Below are 23,785 nucleotides of genomic sequence, written 5' to 3'. Positions count from 1 at the left end.
ATGTCAATAAAAAGAAAATGACCGGGGTAAGGAAGGATATTTTTAAAAATATTCAAGAAAATCGTACCCAAGTATCCATGAAAGTTGGAATAACTCCAATGTTCAAGATATTAAAGCCTATTTCATTAATACGCACACTCGCTCAAAATGTTATGCATTTTAAAAAAAAAATGAAATAATTTAAACTTTTTCCAAAAAAAACCAAAATGACCAGTTTTGTAAATTCCCTTAAAAAATTACTTTTACACTGTAAAATTGGGAATTGGAAAACCTTTATCGCTAACAATTAGTTTGTACATACTTTTATTATCTAATTCACTAATCAAATGATCCTCGCCTGACAGAATTAACATATTTTTGTTACGGCAAAGAGAGACCATGGTTGTTTTTAAAGAAATGCTATTTTCCGGCTGGTTCAAATTTTAATTACTAACCCACGCAACTAAAGCTTGAAAGATTTTTATGGTTAAGAATTTAAAAAACACACATATTATGCAAAAACTCCCGGTGGCTGTCATCTTACTTTTTTCAACGTTACCGATTTTTGGTCAATACTATACATCAGGCACCGACCCTGCATCAATCAAATGGAAACAAATCAACACCGACCGTTTCAGGTTGGTATTTCCAGAAGAGTTTTCCCGGGCAGCATTGGATTTAAGTTTTTATTTGGATAGCATTGCTCCCAAAGTAGAGGCATTGCTACACCATCGTCCGAGAAAAATTAACATTTTAATTCACGGTCGGTCCGCCTATAGCAACGGTTTTGTGTCGTGGGCACCCCGCCGAATTGAATTATATCCTACACCCGACCAGGAAAATTACAGTACAGACTGGCTTGAACAACTGGCCATCCATGAATATCGTCATGTTGTACAAATCGATAAGTTAAGGCAAGGATTTACCAAATTTGGGTCATGGTTCACGGGGCAGCAAGCTACCGGGGCAGTTCTGGGCTTGTATGTCCCTCTATGGTTTATGGAAGGCGATGCTGTCATTACGGAAACAACCCTGTCGAAAAGCGGAAGAGGAAGACTTCCCGTATTTACTCAACCATTAAAGGCCAGACTGATTGAGTACGGATATGATTCATTTGACAAAGCTTACCTGGGCTCTTATAGAGATTATATTCCTGATTATTATAAATTAGGTTATCATTTTACGGCCGAAGTTCGACGACGTTATGGTGCAGATCTCTGGTCAGACGTTCTTGACAATACTGGCCGCAACAGTTGGTCGTTAACTCCTTTTCGTAAAGCTATAAGAAAAACGGGTTTCCGCAATCAACGCCTGCTTTATAACGCTGTTTTTGACAGCTTAACGACAGAATGGCGAAATTATGATTTGAACTTAACTTCTTCAAAATACCGGATTATCGCTAAAGGGGATGATGATTATACAACTATAGAATATCCCGTTGTTACCGCACGGGATGAAGTTTTTGCTCAAATTGACGGACCGGGGCAACGCACTAGAATTGTACAAATTTTGCCCAATGGGGATAAAAAAAACATAGTTTATACAGGATTTCGAAACAGTGATCCCATCACTGCCAATGAACGGTGGATTGCCTGGACCGAACTGCAACCTCACATCCGATGGGAAAATGCCGACTATTCCATTGTCAGGTTATTTGACCGTATAGAGGGTAAAACAAAAAATCTAACCGCCAAATCACGATACTTCTCGCCTACCCTTTCGTCTTATTCGGATACTTTGGCAGTTGTAGAATGTACTACCAACTACCGGTTCTTCATTTCGCTTATTGATATTCCCTCAGGCGAAACCATAAAAAAAATTGCGACACCAGAAAATGCTTTTCCCATGCATCCTTCCTGGACCGACAAACAAGATGAATTGGTGATGGTTCTTTTTACAAACTCAGGCAAAAGCATAGCTACGCTCAACACAAAAAACGACACATGGAAAACACTTCGCAACCCATCATTTGATGAGCCCAAATATCCCACCAAAAAAGGTGATTATGTATGGTTTACAGCTTCAATACCAAATTCCGAAGAAATTTTTCGTCTTTCTACTCTAACCGGTAAAACGACACAAGTAACCCAATCCCGTTTCGGGGCTACCTATCCGGCTATTTTAAACAAAGACACCCTCTTATATTGTGATTATTCAGCCAAAGGTTACCGACTGGTAAAAATTCCTGCCCAACAATCCTGGGAAACTGAGGTTAAGCCGGCAGACTTGACCAACCCTCTTGTAAAACAATTAACAAAACAAGAGAAAAGAGACACAGAATATTCCATCCATAAAACACCGGAAATAAAATCTTACAGTAAATGGAACCTTTTAAATATACATTCCTGGGCCCCGGCATACGTAAACATAGATGATTCTGAAATATATCCCGGCATTTCGTTAATGAGTCAAAATCTTTTAGGTACTGCCATTGTTACCGCAGGTTATAACGCAGCCAACTCCAAGAGCTACGAAAAATACCATGTAGGATTTTCCTGGCGCGGCTGGTTCCCCATAATAGATTTTGATATTAAATGGGGCGACTATAAGGAAACATTCAGTAATCAATACCAAATCAATAATGGTTTCTATACAATAGACCAGTTAGGAAAGGAAAAACATCTTAACATAGAAGTAGGTGCGAAAATTCCTTTGTACCTAAGTCGCGGCAAATGGCAACGTTATTTCCAGGTTGAAACACAACTGGAATCGCAGAGTATTAGCAACCAAAACTATATTCAAAACATATATACCTATTTGGTGAACTTTTCAACCCCCACCGATAAAAATCTGATAAAATTACCGGATATCAACTACCGGGGAATGGAATATTCACTTTATTTCCACAATAAGTTGAGGGGAACCAACAGAGATGTAAATACCCGCTTTGGACAAAGTGTTAGTCTTCTTTACCGACATACCCCCTGGGGCAACTACAACGCCGGAGAAAATTACGGCATTAGCAGTCGGCTCTATTTCCCGGGTATTGGGAAGCATCACTCATTGGTGGTGGATAATCAGTGGCAAAAGAAAATTGGCGGTGATACCATCAGTTCAGAATCGAACTATCTAACTTATTTAAAATTTAACGACCTTTTAGATATGCCACGGGGATATAATAGTATTTACAATGATGAAATGTATATTTTTAATGGTACCTACCAAATGCCTCTCTGGAATCCCGATTGGTCACTTCCGGGCGTTTTATACATTAAACGTTTCCGGCTGCATCTGTTTTTCGATTTGGCCGTGGCAAAATACCAACTGCAGGAAAAAGATTCAAAAACAATTTACAGATATTCTAACACCTATACCTCAACAGGAATTGAATTGTTAAGTGACCTTCACGCCTTTCGGTTTATTCTTCCGTTCACCATCGGGTACAGGGGAGGATTTAGGGAAGTAGACAATTCATTGTTTCATGAGGTGATAATTTCAACCAGTTTTAACAATTTTCTGGTTGGAAAAAAATAAATCCTAAATTGTTCAGGCGACTAGCCTTCACCCATTAATGGTCCCCGATGCAACTCAAAAACAGTAATCTCTGGTGGCATTCCTACCCGCGCAGGCATACCCAGATAACCTAATCCACGGTTAACATACAAAAATTGCTTACCCTCGCGATAAAGACCTGCCCACCGTTTAAACCTATACTTGGCGGGGCTCCAGGAAAATTTTCCCAACTCCACACCGAATTGCATGCCATGGGTATGACCCGAAAGCGTAAGGTCATAATTCTTTTTACCAACAACTTCAGCATCCCAGTGGTCAGGGTCATGCGAAAGCAACAATTTAAAGGATGCCTTCCTGGCGTTCGACCATGCTTTCTCCAAATCACCATATTGCGGGAAGGGCGGTCGCCCCCAATTTTCCACACCACTTAAAACAAAACTTTCGCCTCCCTTTTCAATTAAAACAGACTCGTTCCTCAACAGCTTGAATCCAAAACGTTCAAATGCAGACAAAATTCCCTGAAAATTGGCTTGTTTCATCTCCGGCGACGGCCATGAGCTATAGTCTCCGTAATCATGATTTCCTAATATTGCATATTTACCCAAAGGAGCATTAATACCTCTCAAAATATTTTCCCACCCATCGGTTTCACCGGCAAAATTATTAACAAGATCACCAGTAAAAACTACCATATCAGGCTGTTGAGCATTAATTAAGTCAATAGCCTCAAGAAGTGCTTTCCTATTATTGCCAAAACTCCCCAAATGCAAATCGGAAATTTGCACGATACGCAAATTGTTAAACGCGGCAGGAAGATTGGGAAAAGAAAGCTTTACAGGCCGGGCATAAAAAGCAAAACGTCCTTTAAGAACACCAAAAAGAATCGTCACAAAAGGCGCTGTTGCCAAAATAATTCCTAACTGACTTAAAAATCTAGCCCTTGTAATGGATGGATAATGTCGCTTGGTATGAGTATTGGCTTTTCGACTAACAAATAAACCCATTAGCTCTCCGATTCCAATAACCAACAGATAGATAAATTTTGGAAGATAAACCAAAAGAAATGTCGCCAGAAAATAGCTAAAAGCATTAAAAGAATGATAACTTTGGGCATTAGGAATTGTTTTTCCAAAAATAAAGAAGCCACTCAAAAAAACAATAGGACTTATAATAAATGCAATAATCTTAATCCAATTATTTAGTGCATTTTTATTTGAAATTCCAGAATTCTTCCAATGCTTCCAAAGTAACCAATCAGTGCCAACAACAAACAATAATAATACCCACAAAAACATCATCTGGTATCTCATTCTTTTCCTATTTTAAATTACTAAAACCATACCACCACCATGCAATGTAATTTTAAACAAAGCGTAATTTGATGAATTTTAGGCTGACAAATCTAACATAGCAAAAAGAAAGAGAGCTAAAACGATTGTTAAAATTTTGTAAAACAATTAATAATTAAAACGGATAACTAAAGAAATATAATTTTAACCCCGGTAATTATTGCCTCAAATGAGACCATCAAAATTACCGGGGAAAAACAGGAAACAACAATAGAAAAAATTGGAAAGAAACTTAAACAGCGGCCTTTTCAGAAAATGCTTCTTCTGGCTGCACAGTAAAATAAGCAATAATATGCATTATCCAACCAATGAAAATGATTATTGAACCTATAAAAAATATAATAATTCCAATAGCCCCGATAAAGTAAAGCATTCCTGCCGTTTTAAAATGCTTCACTCCCGTATGTTGGGCCAACAATTTTAAAGACTTCCCAAAAAAGTAAAAACCAATAATAAGTCCGACAAGCATTACCAAACCACCTATAATGGTGGCACCATTTTCAAAAAGTAAACCGGTTATATTTTGAATATTTGCTGGATCAATGCCACCACCTGATGAAAGTCCAACAGCGGCACTACCAATAGCAACCCCTAATATAATTGAACCAACCAATACTGAAATTACCTGCACAATAAAACCGGTTAGGGCATTTTTAAAAATTGCCGGATTATTGTAATGCTTTGAAAAATGATAATGCGATAATAATAAAAGAACTATGACAGCGATTCCAACAAAAAAATTTATTATAGGTATAATAGTTGCTATGGGCAACAATATACCAATACGCCCTAAGTTAATTGCTTGTTTTTTCATAACTAATTTAAATTTTAAATTAACAATCTTTATGTGGTATTATTCTTTGAATTCTATTGAACGATTGTTTACTTAAATTTCAATATTCCCCTTCTCGCTGCCGAAAAATTCGTCTTTGTTAGTATTGTTTCAAGTAAAACCTTAAACCAACCTCAAAAAAAACTAAATTATGTATGGAAGTTAAAAACAATATTTGTAGAACGCAACAAATTTTAAAAGACTAAAGCTAAAGTGATTAAACCATTTAAATAGCTTCACAAAATTTGAGACACAGGCCATTGGCTTTATAAAAGCCTAACAATCGGCTTTGACAGTCAACAAAAATCAGAAAGCTTATCACATAGGGGCATCCTCAATAATTTCTCTATTTTTGCGTTAAAACAACAAGAAGATTTATCTCCTTATGTCTTTTAAACATAACCTCCTTCTAACGCTATTAATAATTAATGTTCTGACTATTTACGGTCAGGAAAAAATTATCATTAAGGGGAAAATTGTATCGGAACAAGAAGAACCTATTGAAAAAGCTCACATTATTGCTATAGATTCGTCTAAAGGAACAACAACCAATAAAGATGGTTCTTTTGAATTAATATTGAGAGCTGAATTTCCAATAAATCTTCAAATATCCCATATTGAATACCTTCCCGGGCAACTAACCATTCAGCAAAAAGACCTGGATATAAAGCCTTTAAAAATTGTTTTGCAAACACGAATCAGAGAGCTCAATGAAGTAAAAATTTCAGAACCGAAAGCTAATGACCAGTCAGCCATTAAAATAAATGCAGACCTTACCCCTTATCTCTCCTCTCCTGCCGGTCCGGCAATCGAAGGGTTGATCCGTTCTCAGATGGGCGTCGCCGCAAATAATGAATTAAGTAGTCAGTACCGGGTAAGAGGCGGTAATTTCGATGAAAATTTGGTATATCTTAACGGGTTCGAAATATTTCGTCCACAGTTAATAAGAAGTGGGCAGCAGGAAGGGCTCAGTATTATAAATCCTGATTTGACTGAATCGGTATACTTTTCAGCCGGTGGTTTCAGTGCAACATATGGTGATAAAATGAGTTCGGCTCTGGATGTCCAATACAAAAAACCACAAAACAATGAATCGGGAATCAACGTAAGCTTATTGGGCGCCAATATTTTCACCATTGGAAGTGCCTTCAGCAAAAAAATCACCTGGCTGGCCGGAGCACGTTACAAAACCAATAGATATTTGTTAAATTCATTGGATACCAAAGGTGATTATAATCCTGAATTCACTGATTTCCAGACAAACATAAATTACCAAATCAACTCCAAATTTTCCATTGAAGCATTAGGTTATTACGCGCTTAATCAGTACAATTTTATCCCATCTGACCGTGAAACTTCATTCGGAACCATTAATGACATAAAACAATTAAAAATCTACTTTGCCGGACAGGAAAAAGACCGGTTCAAGACAGGAATGGGAGCCCTCAGACTTAATTTTCAACCAGATAAATCGGCACGTTATGAACTTCAAACTACCCATTACAGAGCATTAGAAAATGAAGCTTATGACATTGCCGGTGCATACTGGCTCCAAGAAATTGAAGGAACCAACGATGCTGAAACAACGACCACGATAGGTGTGGGCGAATATCTACAACATGCGCGGAACGATTTGTTGGCTACCGTAACCACAGTTTCGCTTAAAGGCATAAATCATATTAACTCTACCAACTCTATTCAATGGGGATTAAAATGGCAAAAAGAATATTTTGACGACCGAATAAATGAATGGGAAATGATTGATTCTGCCGGTTATTCCATACCTCGAAATTCCAATTTAGAATTGAGTTATAGCCTAAACACCCAGCACCAACAAACAACCCATCATTTAAAACTTTTCGTGGCGCATCAAACAACACTTACACCTACATGGGGTAAAATAAGCATGAACTATGGCACCAGAGTTATTTGGTATGACAATGAAAGCACTGTTCATGTCACCCCTCGATTTCAGTTTTCTTTTCACCCACATGCAACGCCCAATACTCGTTTTCGCCTGAGCGGAGGTTGGTACTTTCAACCACCTTTTTATAAAGAATACCGTCCGGCCAGAAGCGGGGAAATATACTCTTTGGAATCCCAGAAGTCCAGACAAATTTTGACCGGGATAGACCACTATTTTTCCATAACGGATCGGCCGTTTAAATTTTCAGCAGAGGTATACTATAAATATCTTTATAACCTTATTCCTTATCAGGTAGATAATGTCCGCATAATATATAGTGGTAAAAACGAAGCCAAAGGCTATGCTACAGGTGCCGATTTCAAAATACATGGTGAATTTGTCCCGGGATCTGAGTCATGGGCAACACTCTCTTTATTACGCACAGAAGAAGATATTTTAACAGATACCTGGGAAAAAGAAGGGGAGCCGGGATATATACCTCGTCCATCAGACCAGCGCGTTAACTTTTCAATGTTTTTTCAGGATTATCTTCCCAACAATCCATCGTTTAAGGTACACTTAAGTTTTTATTATGGTTCGGGACTAACTTTTGGCCCACCACGCTCCCCGCGGTATATGGCAACCTTTCGGATGCCCCCCTATCGCAGAGTAGACATAGGCTTCTCCAAAGATTTACTGCCCTGGATGAGTCGAAACTTACAAATTTACTTTCTTAAAACCGCCTGGTTAAGTGCTGAAATATTTAATCTTTTCGATATAAACAATACCATCTCTTATTTTTGGGTGAGCGATGTCAACAACCGGGAATATGCTGTTCCCAACTATTTAACAGGCAGACGCTTGAATATTTCATTAAAAATAGGATTTTAGAAAAGAAATTCTGCTTAAGTGATAAATTTCAGCCTTTTTTACAATTTAATTCTTTTATTTTGATGAAAAGAAGATCAAACATTCATCAAAAAATCAGACACCTATGAAACAACCCAAGACAAGCAGTGAATACATTTCACGAGAACAAAAGTATGGGGCTCACAATTATCATCCGCTACCGGTCGTTCTGGAACGAGGGGAAGGCGTCTTTGTATGGGATGTAGAAGGCCGGCGTTATTTTGATTTTCTCTCGGCTTATTCAGCGCTCAATCAAGGTCACTGTCATCCAAGAATTATTAATGCTCTCAAAGAACAGGCCTCCAAACTGACATTAACGTCCAGGGCTTTTTACAACAATGTATTGGGTGAATTTGAAGAATATGTATCCAATTATTTTGGTTATGACAAGGTATTGATGATGAATAGCGGCGCCGAAGCGGATGAAACGGCATTAAAACTATGTCGCCGATGGGGCTATGAGAAAAAAGGCATTCCGGAAAATCAGGCTAAAATTATTGTTTGTGAAGGAAATTTTCATGGTCGAACCATTACCATCATAAGTATGTCGACCGACCCGGATAGTTATAGCGGTTTTGGTCCGTTCACTCCAGGTTTTATTACCATCCCCTACAATGACCCAGAAGCATTGGAAAAGGAGTTAAAAGACCCAAATGTTGCAGGATTTTTAGTAGAACCCATACAAGGAGAAGCAGGTGTGTTTGTTCCTGATGACGGATATTTAAAAAAGGCATTCGAACTTTGTAAAGCGCATAATGTATTATTCATGGCCGACGAGGTACAAACAGGAATTGCCAGAACCGGCAAAATGTTAGCTTGCGACCATGAAGGAGTACATCCCGACATTCTTATTCTTGGCAAAGCCATCTCAGGAGGTGTGTTGCCAGTATCTGCAGTATTGGCCGATGATGATATAATGCTGGTTATTCGTCCGGGAGAACATGGCTCTACTTATGGAGGTAATCCGTTGGCATGTAAAGTAGCCAAAGAAGCCCTTCAGGTGGTCAAAGATGAAAACCTGGCCGAAAATGCTGAGCGACTAGGTGTCATCTTCAGAGAAGAGATGAAGAAAATTGACTCTGACATGATAGAACTCGTAAGAGGAAAAGGCTTGCTAAATGCCATTGTAATACGCCCCCAAAATGGCAAGGAAGCCTGGGATGTTTGTGTTGCCATGAAAGAAAACGGTCTCATTGCCAAACCCACTCATCAACACATTATTCGATTCGCTCCCCCACTCATCATTACTGAAGAACAACTTAAAGAAGCCATTGAAATCATAAAGAAAACTATTATGGATTTCCAATAAACAGAATCCTAAACACTAAAAAAGCCGCAACTAATTTTTTGGTTGCGGCTTTTTTGTGCCCGGAACAGGACTCGAACCTGCACGTTCTTGCGAACACTAGTCCCTGAAACTAGCGCGTCTACCAATTCCGCCATCCGGGCTAATAAAATCTAAAAATACTGTTCTTTTCAACAGCGATGCAAAGATAGAAACTTAATTTTTTTCGCCAATACTATTTCTCGTTTTTTTAGCTACAAAGCCCTAAAAAAGGGTATTACTGCCCATCAATTAAACTTAAATAATCAACCGGATTTTACGCTCAAAAAACATAAATCCAAAATGTTACTCACTTTCTTTTTTCACACAACAATATTGAACAAAAATATTGTTTACAGAGAAGGATATTAGTAAATTTGAAAATACCAACAACAATTGAACTTAAACCATTAACCCCATAAACAAAAGCTTATGTCCATATTCTCAAACATCTTTAATGGAAGCCTCACAAATATTATTGAAAGTTTAGGAGGTGTAATTGACCAATTTTCTCTTTCAAAAGAAGAAAAGCAGCGATTCCAATTAGAATTGCAAAGTTTGTTAATGCAAAAAGAAAAAGAGCTGGAAGAGAGCTTTCGTGCTGAGTTAGAAACCAGAGCAGACATCATTAAAGCCGAAATGGCACAAGGCGATGCTTTTACAAAAAGAGCACGACCTTCTATAATCTATGGCGGACTTCTCTTTATTTTTATAGTTCATGTATTGGTTCCCGTTATTGCTTTAATATCCGGGACCCCGGCAGATGCCTTGCCCCGGCTCAGTCTACCCGAAGAATTCTGGTGGGCCTGGGGAACGGTTGTGGGCGTTTATGGTGTTAGTCGGTCAGCTGAAAAAATGGGTGCAAGCAACCGCTTCACTCGACTTGTTACCGGCACCAATACCCCAAATATAAAAACTTCAAAAAATGTTAGAGGATGATTGCAGTAAAAAATCATCGTCTGGTATCATCAGACAAGTCTCTACAAATATCCTTTGATGCAAGCCCCAATCACGGAACTACTTTTAGTGAAGGGCTTCCAGATGTTATTGTTTTACACTATACAGGCGGAAGCTCATTGGAATCCTCTGTAAATTGGCTAAAAAACCCTGCATCAAAAGCCTCTGCCCATGTTATTATTGGAAAAAACGGTGAAATAGTTCAAATGGTGCCATTCAACATAAAAGCCTGGCATGCCGGAATTAGTGAATGGCAAGGAAGAAAAAATCTAAATAACTTTAGTATAGGCATAGAAATTGATAATTCCGGATTACTGGAAAAAAGAGTTGATGGCTACTATACTTATTGGGGAAAACGCATTGATAACAGTCAGGTAGTTTTGGCTACCCACAAACACAAAAATCAGGAACAAGCCTGGGAAGCTTTCACCGAAAAGCAAATTGTAATTGTAGAAAAAATAGTTATGGCACTCAAGGAAAGATATCCGATTAAAGATATCGTTGGACATGATGATATAGCACCCGGCCGAAAAACAGACCCGGGTCCGGCATTTCCGCTTCAAAAAATTAAAAACAAATTATTTTATTATCGCAATGAAGATGTGCAATTAGATATTAATAATAATCCCAATTATGGCATTGTAACGGCCGATTATTTAAATATCAGAACCGGCCCTTCGGTAAATAATCAAACTGTTTCCGAACCTTTACCTAAAGGCACTAAACTTAAAATTGTGGAAGAAAAAAACGGCTGGCTCAAAGTTAAGGTAGATATCCAAGGATGGGTCAGCCAACATTGGGTTGACCTACTTTGAGCCGGACATTTTTTATATTATAAATGAGCCTCTAACTGACGATTGATAAATTCAATTTCATCGTTGCTAAGCTGAACATCGGCAGCTTTGGCATTTTGGCGAGCCTGTTCAGCATTTCTTGCTCCGGCAAGAGCAATAGTAATCCCTTTACGGTCTAAAGTCCATCTCAAAACCAATTGGGCAAGTGATACTCCTTTTTGGTCAGCTATCGGCTGAATACTCTTTAAAAATTCATTTGTTCGAACAATGTTTTCATCGGAAAACGATTTATGGGACTGACGATGATCACCATCCATAAATTTATAACCGGGTTTAATTTTACCGGTCAGCAATCCTCGTTCTAAGGGACTATAAGCCAAAACAGATTTATTATTTTGAATACACCAGGGAACAATCTCTTTTTCTATTCCCCGATTCACCATACTAAAAGGCACCTGGTTGGATAATATTTTCACTGATTTTCCGGCAGCTTCCATTAAAGATACATCATAATTACATACTCCGGCATACCTTACCTTTCCTTGTTGAATAAGTTTTTCAACCGCTTCAAAAGTCTCCTCCACCGGTGTACTAACATCCGGCCAGTGAATTTGGTAAAGATCAATATAATCGGTTCCAAGCCGTTTCAGACTATTTTCACATTCTTCAATAACACTCTCTTTCCCGGCATATTTATAAACATCAATTGGTTTGCCGCTATTATCCTTCGTATTCATATAAAAGGTACCCTTAGGCAAATCCCATCGAAGCCCGAACTTAGTTAAAATTTGAATTTTATCCCGAGGAATATCCTTTATGGCTTCACCAACAATCTCTTCACTGGTCCCTTGTCCGTAAATAGGAGCAGTATCGATACTTGTAACACCTTCATCCCATGCCGCTCTAATGGCATCAACAGCTTCTTTTCGGTCGGTTTTTCCCCACATCCAACCACCTGCAGCCCATGCACCAAAAGTGATAGCAGATAGTTGCAAATCCGAATCTGACAATTTACGATATTCCATACCACAAAAATTTTGAGTTTATGTAATTCATTTATTTCGTCTTAATCTTATAGGTCTGTCGAAATTAGTTATTTTTGTCCAATTATTAAACCTTTCTGACATTACAAATTAAATTAAAAAGATTATCGGTTATGCATTACTCTTCACATCTGATTCTCTCATTGGTTTTATCTTTAATTGTTTACTGGTCAGGGTACGCTCAGGAAAAGCCTGACTGGGCCAATGGTGTTCCCGAAGGATGTACAACGATTACAGTAGGAAAAATGGCTAGTTTTGATGGTTCTGTAATGACCTCCCACACCGATGACAGCCATCGAACCAGAGCCTGGATAAATATTGTTCCGGCTGAACGACATGGACGACGTGATAAAGTTACAATGTATAAAAGAGAACCAGATGATTCAGGTCCCATGCCCGCCTACAAACATGTGCCCATAGGAGAAATTCCACAGGTGAGAGAGACCTATGGTTATATTAATACGGCCTATCCCTGTATGAATACCGAACAACTGGCCATAGGGGAATCTACCTTTGGCGGTAGGGAATCATTAATCTCTGACAAGGGACTTATTGATTGCCAACGATTAATACAGCTCATGTTAGAAAGATGTACCACGGCACGGGAAGCTATTAAAACCGGTGGTGAACTGCTAAAAAAGTACGGATGGAACGATGCAGGCGAGTGTTTGACCATCGCCGACACCAAAGAAGTTTGGCATATGGAAATTGTCGGCCCCGGAAAAGGGCGGGTTGGTGCCATCTGGGTAGCCCAACGTGTTCCGGACGATCATGTTAGCGTTAACGCCAATGCAGCACGTATTCAGGAAATTGACCTTGATAATCCGGACTATTTTATGGCATCCGACAACATATTCGATATGGCAAGAGACAGCATGTGGTGGAACCAAGCCACCGGACCATTTCGGTTTGCCGATGCCTATGCCCCCGAAAGCCGTGAATCGATGGCTGCCCGCCGACGCGAATGGCGCGTATTGTCGATGATGAATCCATCGCTTAATCTTGACCCTGAAGCCAGAGATTATCCTTTCTCTGTTAAACCGGCGGAAAAAGTATCGCTGGAAAAAATGATTGAAATATTTAAGGATTATTATGAAGGAACGCCCTATGATATGATAAGCCATATAAAGAAGGTTACTGAAGATGGGGATACCATTCCGCACCCACTGGCCAGTCCCTTTATGCCCTACGATGCATACGATTTGTTTGACATCCATGGTGGCTGGGGCGATTTAGGCGAAAGAACTATTGCCCGCTGGTATACTATGTACGCCACCATCACTCAAAGCAGAGATTGGCTGCCCAATGAAATTGGTGGGTTGGTTTGGCTGGCCCTGGATAATGTGGCTACCTCGGTTTATATTCCCGTTTATTGTTCCGTGACAGACTTGCCTGGTTCCTATAAATATCCTGGCCGAAAAGGCTTTAGCCGTAACTCGGCATGGTGGGCATTTAACCGTTTAAGTACCCTCGCCTCACAGCGATGGAACGAGATGCGTTACGATGTAGAAAAGGTTATGGTGCCGTTGCAGAAAAAAATCTTTAAAAGTCAGGTTGAAGCAGAGAAGAAAGCGATGAATATGGGCCCTAAGCAAACCCGGGACCACCTTACCCGATTTACCAATGAATGGGGTAATAAGGTGGTGAATGAAGCCTGGAAACTGGGAGATTTCCTATGGACTAAATATGATGAAAAATTTTAAATCATTAACAAGTATGGCGGAGGCCTTTCCGCCATACCTTTTACGGTAAATAAATCATTTTCCGTGTCATACCGCCATCTACGTAAAAGTTCTCTGCATTTACGAAATCATTTTCCGGCTGACAGAGCCATACCACCAGTGATGCGATATCCGAAGGTTTACCGACCCTGCCGCTTGGATGTTGCGAATGGTCCTGAGGTCGGAGCTCTTCAGGGTCGCCGGTATGTATCCAACCCGGGCTGATACAATTAACTGTAATACCTGTACCCGACAAAGAATTGGCCAGGGCATGGGTTAAAGATACCAGCCCTCCTTTGGAAGCGCCATAGGCCTCTCCGCCCGGTTCAGACATCCGATGACGGGTAGAAGCAATTTGAATGATACGTCCGTAGCTGCCTTTAGGATGTCTTTTGGCAAATTCGCGGGCACAGAGAAAGGCTGCCCGCAAGTTAGTGTCAATTATGTAGTCCCACTCTTCTACAGTAAGTTCTGTAAGAGGTTTAAACCGGCTCAGTCCGGCATTGTTTACCAAGATATCGGTCTTTGGCCATTCCATTTCAATCTGTCGAAAAAATTTTACAATCTCATCGGCATCCGCCAAGTCCAAACAAGTTGTATGAATCCATGGGTAGTGTTGACGAAGCTGCTCCAATGCCTCTTGATCCTTATCAACCACCCATACCCTCGTACCGGCTTCTTCCAGAGCTATGGCGATAGCTCTACCTATACCTTTGGCACCACCGGTTACAATAGCACGTTTTTCTTTTAATGTCTTTTCCATAAAAAGTATCTAGTTTATTTTTTTATAAAACCATCAAAATCAACTTCAGTTTGTCGCAACATGAACATGTAATATAAGTGCACAGGCAGAAGATAAATTTATCAATTTCATGATTTTGAGGTAGGGTGTTCTTCACCTTCAATTAATATCAGGACATGAGCAATATCGAATGCTTTAACATGAACTTTGTTGATTATGAGTCAGAAAGACGAATGTTAGCCACAATAAGTTTTACACGAATATACTTAAAAAGATTATTCGAAATAATCCAAGCCCTGTATAACCAATTATACCGCACTGCCAAAAAAGAGAGGAAAATCCCATCTTACCTTAACGCTGCTATGTAGAAATAAAAATTATCTATGGATCAAATTTCCCCCAAACATAAAAAGTTATATGCCTGATATGAGATTGTTTTACGCCCATGATTATCTATAATGATGCTTATCGACCGGAATTTTCGACATTTTACTTTTTTCTTAAAAACCTGTAAAGTATTTTTGCATAACATCGAAAAAAACAATTAATGACAGGCACACTGATAAATGTGGCAACGGTAATGGTAGGAAGCGTTGTAGGATTGATATTTCGACACCGACTTTCCCAAAGAGTAGTAAGCACTGTATTTCAAGGGATAGGGCTATTTACACTAACATTAGGCATATCCATGTTTTTAAACAGTCAATGGATTTTGACTGTAATACTTGCTCTATTATTTGGCTCTATTACCGGAAGTGTATTAAAATTGGAAGAAAAAACAGATATTTTAGGAGGATCCATCAAAGAAAAATTACATTTCCAAGATGAAAGGTTTACCGAAGGTTTGGTCACAGCTTTTTTAATGTTTTGTATGGGTTCGCTTACTATTTTAGGGGCCATTGAAGAAGGAATCGGGAAAGGTCCGGAATTGCTTATCACAAAATCGGTATTGGACGGTTTTTCTGCCATGGCCTTATCAACAGCTATGGGTGCAGGGGTATTATTTTCCGCAATACCTTTGTTAATTTATCAGGGAAGTATTACAGTTATTGCCATGTGGGTAGGTCAATTTTTTCCTCAAGCAATTATCGATGAACTAAGTGCAACAGGGGGCATTTTATTAGTTGGTCTGGGATTAAATATTCTCAATGTCACCAAAATTAAAGTAACAGAACTTTTACCGGCATTATTGTTTGTAATTCTGTTTTCATGGATGAAATTTAAAGGTTATTTTCCTTTTGAATTCCTTTGAAAAACAGAAAACAAAGTCCATTTAATTATATTTCAATTAAACAGTAACACAACAACATCAAAATCAGAAAGAATTGAAAGAAAAAAATATAGCTCAACTAAAAAAAATATTTCGTGAATGGTCAGGCGAAGAGGTTGAAAATCTTTCCCCTCTTCCCCCCTCAGGTTCAGAGAGGAGTTATTACCGTTTGACAAGCCCTAAACATTATGCGTTAGGTGCCATTAACCGAAACGTAAAGGAAAATAGGGCATTTTATGCTTTTAGTCGCCACTTCAAATCATTAGGACTAAAAGTTCCGGAAATATATTACATTGATGATTCGGAAGAGTATTATTTGCTGGAAGATTTCGGGAATACCACACTTTACGACTGGCTTTCCAATACCCGTCGGGGCAAAGAAGTACCAACAGATATAGTCAATTTTTACAAAAAGGTTATTGATAATCTGGTGATATTTCAAGTAGAAGGCAAAAAGGACCTGGATTTTTCACTTTGTTATCCCCGACATAGTTTTGATAAACAGTCGATGATGTGGGACCTGCACTATTTCAAATACTATTTTCTGAAACTGGCCAATATTGCCTTTGACGAACAATTGCTTGAAGACGATTTTCATCTATTTTCTGATTATTTACAACAGGCTCAAAGCGATTTTTTCCTTTACCGTGATTTCCAATCACGCAATATAATGGTTACACCCCAAGGGCCGGCCTTCATTGATTATCAGGGAGGACGTAAAGGTGCTCTTCAATACGATTTGGCCTCTCTTCTTTACGATGCCAAAGCCGACATTCCCCCGGAAACCAGAGAAGAGCTACTCGATTATTATATTTCGGTACTCGGCAATAAAATAAAGTTTAATGAAAAAGAGTTTAGAAATTTCTTTTCCGGTTATGTGCTGATACGTATCATGCAAGCCATGGGTGCCTATGGGTTTAGAGGTTTTTATGAAAAAAAAGAGCATTTTCTTAAAAGTATTCCTTATGCCATAGAAAATTTAAAGTACCTTCTCTCAAGACTTAATCTACCCGTTTCACTTCCGACTCTTATCGATGCCCTGTACAAAATTACTGAATCAAAGAAATTGCAGGAAATTAGTAACACCGCCAATTTAACGGTTTTAATTACCAGCTTTTCTTACCGCAGAGGCATACCCGTTGACACCTCAGGTCATGGTGGTGGGTTCGTCTTTGATTGTCGCTGTATTCATAATCCCGGACGATATGATGAATATAAGGACAAAACAGGACGCCACCCGGATGTAATTGCCTTTTTTGAACGACAAAATGAAATGGATAATTTTTTAAAGAATGTGTTTGCATTGGCTGATCAATCGGTACAAAAATATTTGAAAAGAGACTTTAAACATTTGATGTTCAATTTTGGTTGTACTGGCGGTCAGCACCGTTCTGTCTATTGTGCCGAAAAACTGGCTTCATACCTGAGAAAACAATACCCGATAAATGTTGTATTAAAACATCAGGAGGTTCTCACCTGGCCCAATGAAAAAGAATGAATTGATAAACCTTTTTATATAACGCAGGTGAAATGTTTTCTTAATTTCAAAATTAAACACCAATTAACGGTTATAACCGATTCATATATAAGATAAATTTAAATAAATGGGGAAAAAGTGTAAAAGTAAAAAAGAAAGCAAAACCAAACCCGGCCACAAGTTTGTATGTTCCAAATGTCAGCGAACGGCAAAAAAGAAAGAAAAGCTTTGCAAGCCGGTTAAAATTTGAAAACCTGGGATACCATATATGGAAAAGTTATCAATAATATTAATAGGCCTAATCTTTTTAATGGGATTTTTGGCGCCCTTTTTACGTAAACTTTTAAAAAGTTACACCGGGCGTATAATGGCGCTCTTTCCTTTTGGCTTATTTGCCGTTTTATCCTATCTCTTTTTTCTTTTACCTGACGAAACCGCACATCTTGTAGATACCGGGCTGAAACTATTGCCGGAAATATCTTTATCATTCCGTTTTGATGGTCTCAGTTTAATTTTTGGATTAATGGTTAGTGGTATAGGCGGTCTGGTATTGGGGTATTCCTCTTTCTATATGGCCCATTACTCAGGGCGTTCAAAATTTTATTTTTTTCTGGTATTATTTATGGGGAGCATGCTGGGGCTGGTATTCGCTGATAATTTGATTGCCTTTTTTATCTTTTGGGAACTAACCAGTATCACTTCTTTTTTCCTCATAGGTTTTGAACACGAAAACGAAAAAACACGGCAAGCTGCCCTGCAAGCTCTGTTGCTAACCGCATTCGGGGGTCTTTGTCTTCTTTTTGCGGTGATTATGATTGGCAATATGGCCGGAACTTATAGTCTGACAAATATTTACCAACAAGGTTTTCGTTTTGGGGCACATTCCAATTATTACCTGGTTTTTGTTTTAATATTTGTGGCGGTTGCAACTAAGTCGGCACAATTTCCATTTCATTTTTGGCTGCCGGGCGCAATGCATGCACCTACACCTGTTAGCGCCTATTTGCACTCGGCGACAATGGTAAATGCCGGTATCTTTTTATTGCTCAGACTTAACCCAATAATGGGAGGAACAATAATCTGGAAGACTATTTTTGTTATAACCGGAGGAATTACCATGTTTATTGGTGCCTTCTATTCGATGGGTCAAAAAGATTTAAAACGAATATTGGCATTTACTACCATCAGTGCCCTGGGTACTATGGTTTTGCTCATTGGCATGAACAGTACAGCCTCTATTCAGGCAGCTTTAATCTTTTTTATAGTTCACGGACTATACAAGGGTGGTCTTTTCATGATGACCGGCATCATCGATAAAAACACCGGGACCAGAGATATTGCCCGATTGGCCGGCTTGTTGAAAAAAATGCCTGTTACAAGTATAGCAGCCATTCTTTCTCTTTTAAGTATGTCAGGAATTCCGCCAATGTTAGGTTTTATAGGAAAGGAACTGATATATGATGCCAAAATACAGATGCCGGAACTTTCGTGGCTGGTAATTCCGTTAGGAGTAGCATCCAACATGATAATGGTAGCAATATCGTTATTAATATTTTATGAAATTTTTCTTCAACCCAAAGGGAAACAAACGGTGGCTTTAAAACAGCCTGAAAAAACACTACCGGGCAATTTTCTTGCCGGTCCGGTTACTTTAGCACTGGTTGGTTTAACATTAGGCCTATTCCCCGGATGGCTGGAAAATATTATGTCGAATGCACTTTATTTTATTCAAGGTGAAATTGTGGATGTACATCTATCCTTATGGCATGGCTTCAATAAAGTATTAATACTTAGCATCTTTACCGTGGCTATGGGGATAGTAATATTCCTGTTTCGGAAACCTATAGGAAGTTTGGTACAAGTAATCATCCGATGGACTGATCAGTACTATCTTCCCGAACGCTTTAATCAACTTATAAAAAACTATCTACACCTCGCCGGTCGTCAAACCAACCGAATTCAACATGGTTATCATCGTTATTACTTAATAACGTTTTTTACCATAACTTTTGCCTTAGTTATGTATCAACTTGCAACTCTAAAAGGGGACTGGATACCAATATATGAAACCAGTCCCATAAAATGGCACGTTGTTATGGTATTAACCTTTTCTATGCTGGCTGTTCTGTTTGCTGTTTTTACGCGTTCCCGAATCTCTGCTATAATAGCATTGGGAGTTTTAGGATACGGCATATCAATTTTATACATGTTTTATGGTGCAGTTGACCTGGCCATTACTCAATTTTTGGTTGAGACGGTCATCATGGTAATTTTTGTCATGGTAATTTACCATTTGCCACTTTTTGCCACTTTATCATCAACCAAAACAAGAATTAGAGATGGCTTAATAGCCATTGGTGTTGGAGTAATGGTTGCTTTCTTATTATTAAAAGCACGCTTTATTAACTTAGAACCACCTATTTCCGATTATTTTGCTCAAAATAGTTTATTAAAAGGGCACGGACGTAATATCGTAAATGTGATTTTGGTTGACTTCCGGGCCCTTGATACGCTAGGTGAAATAACAGTATTAGCCCTAGCAGCGGCAGGCGTCTTTACCCTATTAAGGTTAGACATAAACCGAAAAGATAAACACTGATGAGAAACTTAATATTAGAAAAAATAGCCACCTTATTTCTTTATGTAATGATAGGTTTTGCCCTTTTTCTGTTGCTAAGAGGGCACAACAGTCCCGGAGGTGGATTTATTGCCGGTATATTAGCCGCTTCGGGATTTTTAATGTATGCCATTGTTTTTGGGTCGGAGGCTGTGTTAAAAAAAATAGTTGTTAACCCGCGTTACATTATAGGAACCGGATTGTTGCTGTCACTGATATCAGCCATTATTCCAATATTTTGGGGTTTACCTCCCATGACTGCCATTTGGGGGACCCTCGGCAAAATACATGTTGGAACTCCGTTGTTATTTGACACAGGAGTTTTTGTTCTGGTAACAGGAATGATTATTTCTATTATTACTAACATAATGGATGTACTAAAATGGAATTCATAATAGCCATATTTATTGGGCTTCTATATGCGTGTGGGGTTTATTTGCTTTTAAGACGAAGTATTGTAAAGCTAATTTTAGGCGTATTAATTCTAAGCAATGCCACCAATCTTATCATTTTTTTATCCGGTGGAATTCAGCGCAATGAAATTAGTTTTATTCCCGAAGGGTCAGAAGTAGCAAATCCGGAGGTAATTTTAGATCCTTTACCCCAAGCATTGATATTAACAGCCATTGTCATAGGATTAGGGATTGCTGCCTACATTTTGGCGTTAAAATATAAATATTTTGAGAAGACCGGAACTCACGATTTAGATCAACTAAGTAAGACAGACCAAAAATGATTGTATCATTACCTATATTTTTGCCGCTATCTTTCATGATTTTTGCATTCCTTTTCCGCCATTACCGGGGAAGGGAATACATAGCCGTTGCGGCTGCTTTTTTGAATGTTATAACATCAATCCTTCTTTTTTCTCAAACGGCCAGGGAAGGGATGTTAAAACTTCAAATGGGCGATTGGCCGGCACCTTATGGTATTACTTTGGTATCGGACCGCTTCAGTGCATTTATGGTTTTAATAGCATCCCTTATATTTTTGGCTACCACAGCCTATTCAGTTCGTTCAGTCGATTGGAATCGCAAAAGTTTTGGCTATTATCTGTTTTCGTTTGGAGTATTAATGGGGGTAAATGGCAGTTTTCTTGCCGGTGACATCTTCAATCTTTACGTTTGGTTTGAGGTAATGCTAATGGCCTCATTTATTTTAATGAGTCATGGTGGCGAACGCCAACAACTGGAAGGGTCGATTAAATACCTTATTCTAAACCTTATTTCATCTTTCTTTTTTGTTGCTGGTATAGGATTGCTTTACGGGAAAATTGGCTCATTAAATATGGCAGATATCGCTTCCAAACTCATGAAATACGAAACCATGCCGCCCGAAATAAACCCTGCTTTTATACTCATTTTTGTAGGGTTTGCCATTAAAGGCGCATTGGTTCCCTTTTTCTTTTGGTTGCCGGCGTCCTACCATACTCCCCCACCCGTTGTTACCGCCTTGTTTTCCGGACTTTTAACCAAAGTAGGAATCTATTCACTCATCCGATTTTATAGTCTATTTTTATATCAACATCATGAATTTTGGCAACCATTAATCTTAGGGGTAGCAGTGTTGAGTATGGTTATTGGCGTTATAACGGCTACTTCACAATTTGAATTTCGTAAAATTTTATCCTTTCATATAATTAGCCAGGTAGGCTATGTTGTTATGGGACTTGGGCTTTATACCATTGCAGGTCTTGCCGGTGCAATCTATTTCCTGGCCCATAACATGTTATCCAAAACCAATGCTTTTCTTGTTGCAGGGTATGTATATCATCAAAAAGGAACGCTTAACCTTAAAATCTTAGGTGGTTTTTATAAGAAACATCCATTATGGGCGATATTTTTCTTTATCTCAGCTTTTAGTTTGGCAGGATTACCGCCTTTAAGCGGTTTTGTAGGAAAATTTTTATTGATAAAGGCGGGCATTGAAGCCGACCACTTAGGAATTGCTTTGATCGCCCTCTTCGTTGGTTTTTTTACACTTTTTTCAATGGTTAAAATATGGATAGAAGTATTCTGGAAACCTGAAGACAATATGAAAAAACTCAAGCGAATTCCCCAACAAAATTGGTCTATACAACAAAATCCTTTATGGATGACATTATCTTCCGGTGGAATGGCTCTGCTAATAGTTCTAGGCGGTATCTTTGCATCACCCATAGTTGATTATTGTTATTTGGCAGCCGAGAGCCTTATGAATCCTCAACTATATGTGGATTTTGTTTTAAATTAATGGATTGGGCAAAATTCCCCACAAAAAGACAATAGTGATGAAATTAATTTATTTTCTCTACTTCTTTATATTTTACGCATTTAAAGTTATTGATGCAGGATTAGGTGTATCGTATCAAATACTAAAAGGAAGTCGTGGGGATGATGGAATAGTGGTTAAATATCATCCTTCGGTAAAAAAAAAGTGGCAAATTGTACTATTATTCAACCTTATCAGTATGACCCCCGGTTCGATGAGTATCGATATTGACGAAAATGATAATACCATTCTTGTCCATTTATTAAATCGAAAAGACCGTACTGAATTTATAAGAGTAACTCAAAAAATTGAACAATTTCTATCAAAAGCCCTATAATATGGAAAACTCAACTGATTTTCTAACACTCATGACTATAGTTGCTTTATATCTATTTTCAATCAGTATTCTTTTTCCACTTTACCGACTGTTCAAAGGGCCTTCATTATCCGACAGGGTTGTAGCTCTGGATCAGATAGGAGTAATTGTTGTTGGGATGATGGTATGCGATGTGTTTCTCACAAGAGAAAAACTACTTTTAGATGTGGTTTTGATTGTTTCTTTTATTTTAGTATTTAGTTCCATGATTATTTCAAGATATTTACTAAAACAAAACAAAAAATAATGATAGATTATATCGCCGGTATTATTTTACTTATCAGTGCTATAGTAGTATTCATTGCCTCCATAGGAATATGGCGTTTTAGTAACCTTTTTGCCAGAATGCACGCCGTTACTAAAGTGTCATCAATGGGAATATTGCTTCTTCTCATAGGTATTAACCTTCTCTTTAGGGACTGGATTATATTATTGAAATCAATGATAATATTTGGTGTTTTAGTATTTTTATCACCCGTAGCCTCTCATGTTATAGCCAAAGTTGCCCGAAATATAAAAACTCCCGGAACCACTGATGAGGCCGAATAATTATCATTGAACAAAAAGAAATTACCCCGCGCTATCAATAGGGAAATATTTTACTCTGACCTCGTAAACCTTCAAAACTAAAATTTACCATTCGCACCCATTCCAATCATCATGGGGCCGAGAATGGTGACACACCTTTAAACCCGGATTATGTAATAGGAATTAATAATTGTGTTGAAAGTATTAATTTTAAAGGCGATATTTAATTTTAAATTTTCACCCAAATGGTTAACCTTC

General features: G+C 38.4%; 19 protein-coding genes and 1 tRNA gene. 15 read left to right on the top strand and 5 right to left on the bottom strand.

The genetic code is table 11. The annotated features are described in order from the left end of the window. Positions 1-492: 492 nt before the first annotated feature. Positions 493-3,453, top strand: a complete 2,961-nt coding sequence (locus tag BM130_RS09565; RefSeq protein WP_010527803.1) for a DUF2268 domain-containing putative Zn-dependent protease — start codon at positions 493-495, stop codon at positions 3,451-3,453. A 20-nt stretch (positions 3,454-3,473) separates the two neighbouring features. Here the strand turns inward: BM130_RS09565 and BM130_RS09560 are convergent, their stop codons facing one another. After that, the gene (locus BM130_RS09560) at positions 3,474-4,742 is read right to left on the bottom strand and encodes a metallophosphoesterase (RefSeq protein ID WP_010527802.1); all 1,269 of its coding nucleotides are present in this window, start codon (positions 4,740-4,742) and stop codon (positions 3,474-3,476) included. Positions 4,743-5,013: 271 nt separating this feature from the next. Next, positions 5,014-5,595: a DUF996 domain-containing protein gene (locus tag BM130_RS09555; RefSeq protein ID WP_010527801.1), complete on the bottom strand. Its 582-nt coding sequence runs from the start codon at positions 5,593-5,595 to the stop codon at positions 5,014-5,016. Positions 5,596-5,998: 403 nt separating this feature from the next. Here BM130_RS09555 and BM130_RS09550 point away from each other — a divergent pair, with 403 nt between their 5' ends. Then, the gene (locus BM130_RS09550) at positions 5,999-8,410 is read left to right on the top strand and encodes a TonB-dependent receptor (protein WP_010527800.1); all 2,412 of its coding nucleotides are present in this window, start codon (positions 5,999-6,001) and stop codon (positions 8,408-8,410) included. Between the two features lie 103 nt (positions 8,411-8,513). After that, entirely contained in the window at positions 8,514-9,737 is a 1,224-nt protein-coding gene (gene rocD, locus BM130_RS09545) for an ornithine--oxo-acid transaminase (protein ID WP_010527799.1), read from the top strand. A 56-nt stretch (positions 9,738-9,793) separates the two neighbouring features. Here the strand turns inward: rocD and BM130_RS09540 are convergent. Then, positions 9,794-9,877, bottom strand: a tRNA-Leu gene (locus tag BM130_RS09540). Positions 9,878-10,184: 307 nt separating this feature from the next. Between BM130_RS09540 and BM130_RS09535 the strand changes: the two genes are divergently transcribed. Both BM130_RS09535 and BM130_RS09530 read left to right on the top strand, forming a co-directional pair. After that, positions 10,185-10,691, top strand: a complete 507-nt coding sequence (locus tag BM130_RS09535) for a holin family protein (RefSeq protein ID WP_010527798.1) — start codon at positions 10,185-10,187, stop codon at positions 10,689-10,691. Beyond that, a complete protein-coding gene (locus BM130_RS09530) occupies positions 10,688-11,524 on the top strand; it encodes an N-acetylmuramoyl-L-alanine amidase (RefSeq protein WP_010527797.1) in 837 nt (278 codons plus the stop codon). Before BM130_RS09535 ends, BM130_RS09530 begins: the two co-directional genes overlap by 4 nt. A 17-nt stretch (positions 11,525-11,541) precedes the next feature. Here BM130_RS09530 and BM130_RS09525 read toward each other — a convergent pair whose 3' ends face one another. Further along, entirely contained in the window at positions 11,542-12,528 is a 987-nt protein-coding gene (locus tag BM130_RS09525; RefSeq protein ID WP_010527796.1) for an aldo/keto reductase, read from the bottom strand. A gap of 131 nt (positions 12,529-12,659) precedes the next feature. Here BM130_RS09525 and BM130_RS09520 point away from each other — a divergent pair, with 131 nt between their 5' ends. Further along, positions 12,660-14,249: a dipeptidase gene (locus BM130_RS09520; protein WP_010527795.1), complete on the top strand. Its 1,590-nt coding sequence runs from the start codon at positions 12,660-12,662 to the stop codon at positions 14,247-14,249. Between the two features lie 40 nt (positions 14,250-14,289). Here the strand turns inward: BM130_RS09520 and BM130_RS09515 are convergent, their stop codons facing one another. After that, positions 14,290-15,030 carry an SDR family NAD(P)-dependent oxidoreductase gene (locus BM130_RS09515; protein ID WP_010527794.1) on the bottom strand — a complete coding sequence of 247 codons (741 nt, stop codon included), beginning with the start codon at positions 15,028-15,030 and terminating at the stop codon, positions 14,290-14,292. Between the two features lie 526 nt (positions 15,031-15,556). Between BM130_RS09515 and BM130_RS09510 the strand changes: the two genes are divergently transcribed. The 9 genes from BM130_RS09510 to mnhG all read left to right on the top strand — a co-directional run bounded on the left by BM130_RS09510 (position 15,557) and on the right by mnhG (position 23,548). Then, positions 15,557-16,261, top strand: a complete 705-nt coding sequence (locus BM130_RS09510) for a DUF554 domain-containing protein (RefSeq protein WP_010527793.1) — start codon at positions 15,557-15,559, stop codon at positions 16,259-16,261. Between the two features lie 73 nt (positions 16,262-16,334). Further along, positions 16,335-17,777: a RapZ C-terminal domain-containing protein gene (locus tag BM130_RS09505; RefSeq protein WP_010527792.1), complete on the top strand. Its 1,443-nt coding sequence runs from the start codon at positions 16,335-16,337 to the stop codon at positions 17,775-17,777. Between the two features lie 247 nt (positions 17,778-18,024). Next, the gene (mbhE, locus tag BM130_RS09500; RefSeq protein WP_010527791.1) at positions 18,025-20,355 is read left to right on the top strand and encodes a hydrogen gas-evolving membrane-bound hydrogenase subunit E; all 2,331 of its coding nucleotides are present in this window, start codon (positions 18,025-18,027) and stop codon (positions 20,353-20,355) included. Beyond that, positions 20,355-20,768, top strand: coding sequence for an MnhB domain-containing protein (locus BM130_RS09495; protein ID WP_010527790.1), 414 nt, complete (start codon positions 20,355-20,357; stop codon positions 20,766-20,768). The genes mbhE and BM130_RS09495 overlap by 1 nt, the downstream gene beginning before the upstream one ends. Continuing rightward, positions 20,756-21,109, top strand: a complete 354-nt coding sequence (locus tag BM130_RS09490) for an NADH-quinone oxidoreductase subunit K (RefSeq protein ID WP_010527789.1) — start codon at positions 20,756-20,758, stop codon at positions 21,107-21,109. Before BM130_RS09495 ends, BM130_RS09490 begins: the two co-directional genes overlap by 13 nt. Then, positions 21,106-22,605 carry a proton-conducting transporter transmembrane domain-containing protein gene (locus tag BM130_RS09485; protein WP_010527788.1) on the top strand — a complete coding sequence of 500 codons (1,500 nt, stop codon included), beginning with the start codon at positions 21,106-21,108 and terminating at the stop codon, positions 22,603-22,605. Before BM130_RS09490 ends, BM130_RS09485 begins: the two co-directional genes overlap by 4 nt. A gap of 37 nt (positions 22,606-22,642) precedes the next feature. Beyond that, the gene (locus BM130_RS09480; protein ID WP_010527787.1) at positions 22,643-22,960 is read left to right on the top strand and encodes a Na+/H+ antiporter subunit E; all 318 of its coding nucleotides are present in this window, start codon (positions 22,643-22,645) and stop codon (positions 22,958-22,960) included. Position 22,961: 1 nt separating this feature from the next. Next, on the top strand, positions 22,962-23,246 hold the full coding sequence (locus BM130_RS09475) for an MrpF/PhaF family protein (protein WP_010527786.1): 285 nt from the start codon (positions 22,962-22,964) through the stop codon (positions 23,244-23,246). Further along, positions 23,246-23,548, top strand: a complete 303-nt coding sequence (mnhG, locus tag BM130_RS09470) for a monovalent cation/H(+) antiporter subunit G (RefSeq protein WP_010527785.1) — start codon at positions 23,246-23,248, stop codon at positions 23,546-23,548. Before BM130_RS09475 ends, mnhG begins: the two co-directional genes overlap by 1 nt. Positions 23,549-23,785 lie beyond the last annotated feature (237 nt).

Source organism: Thermophagus xiamenensis (assembly GCF_900112795.1).
Lineage (GTDB): Bacteria > Bacteroidota > Bacteroidia > Bacteroidales > Marinilabiliaceae > Thermophagus > Thermophagus xiamenensis.
The sequence above is the reverse complement of the archived record's forward strand: the minus strand, read 5'-3'. Positions and strand labels throughout refer to the sequence as shown.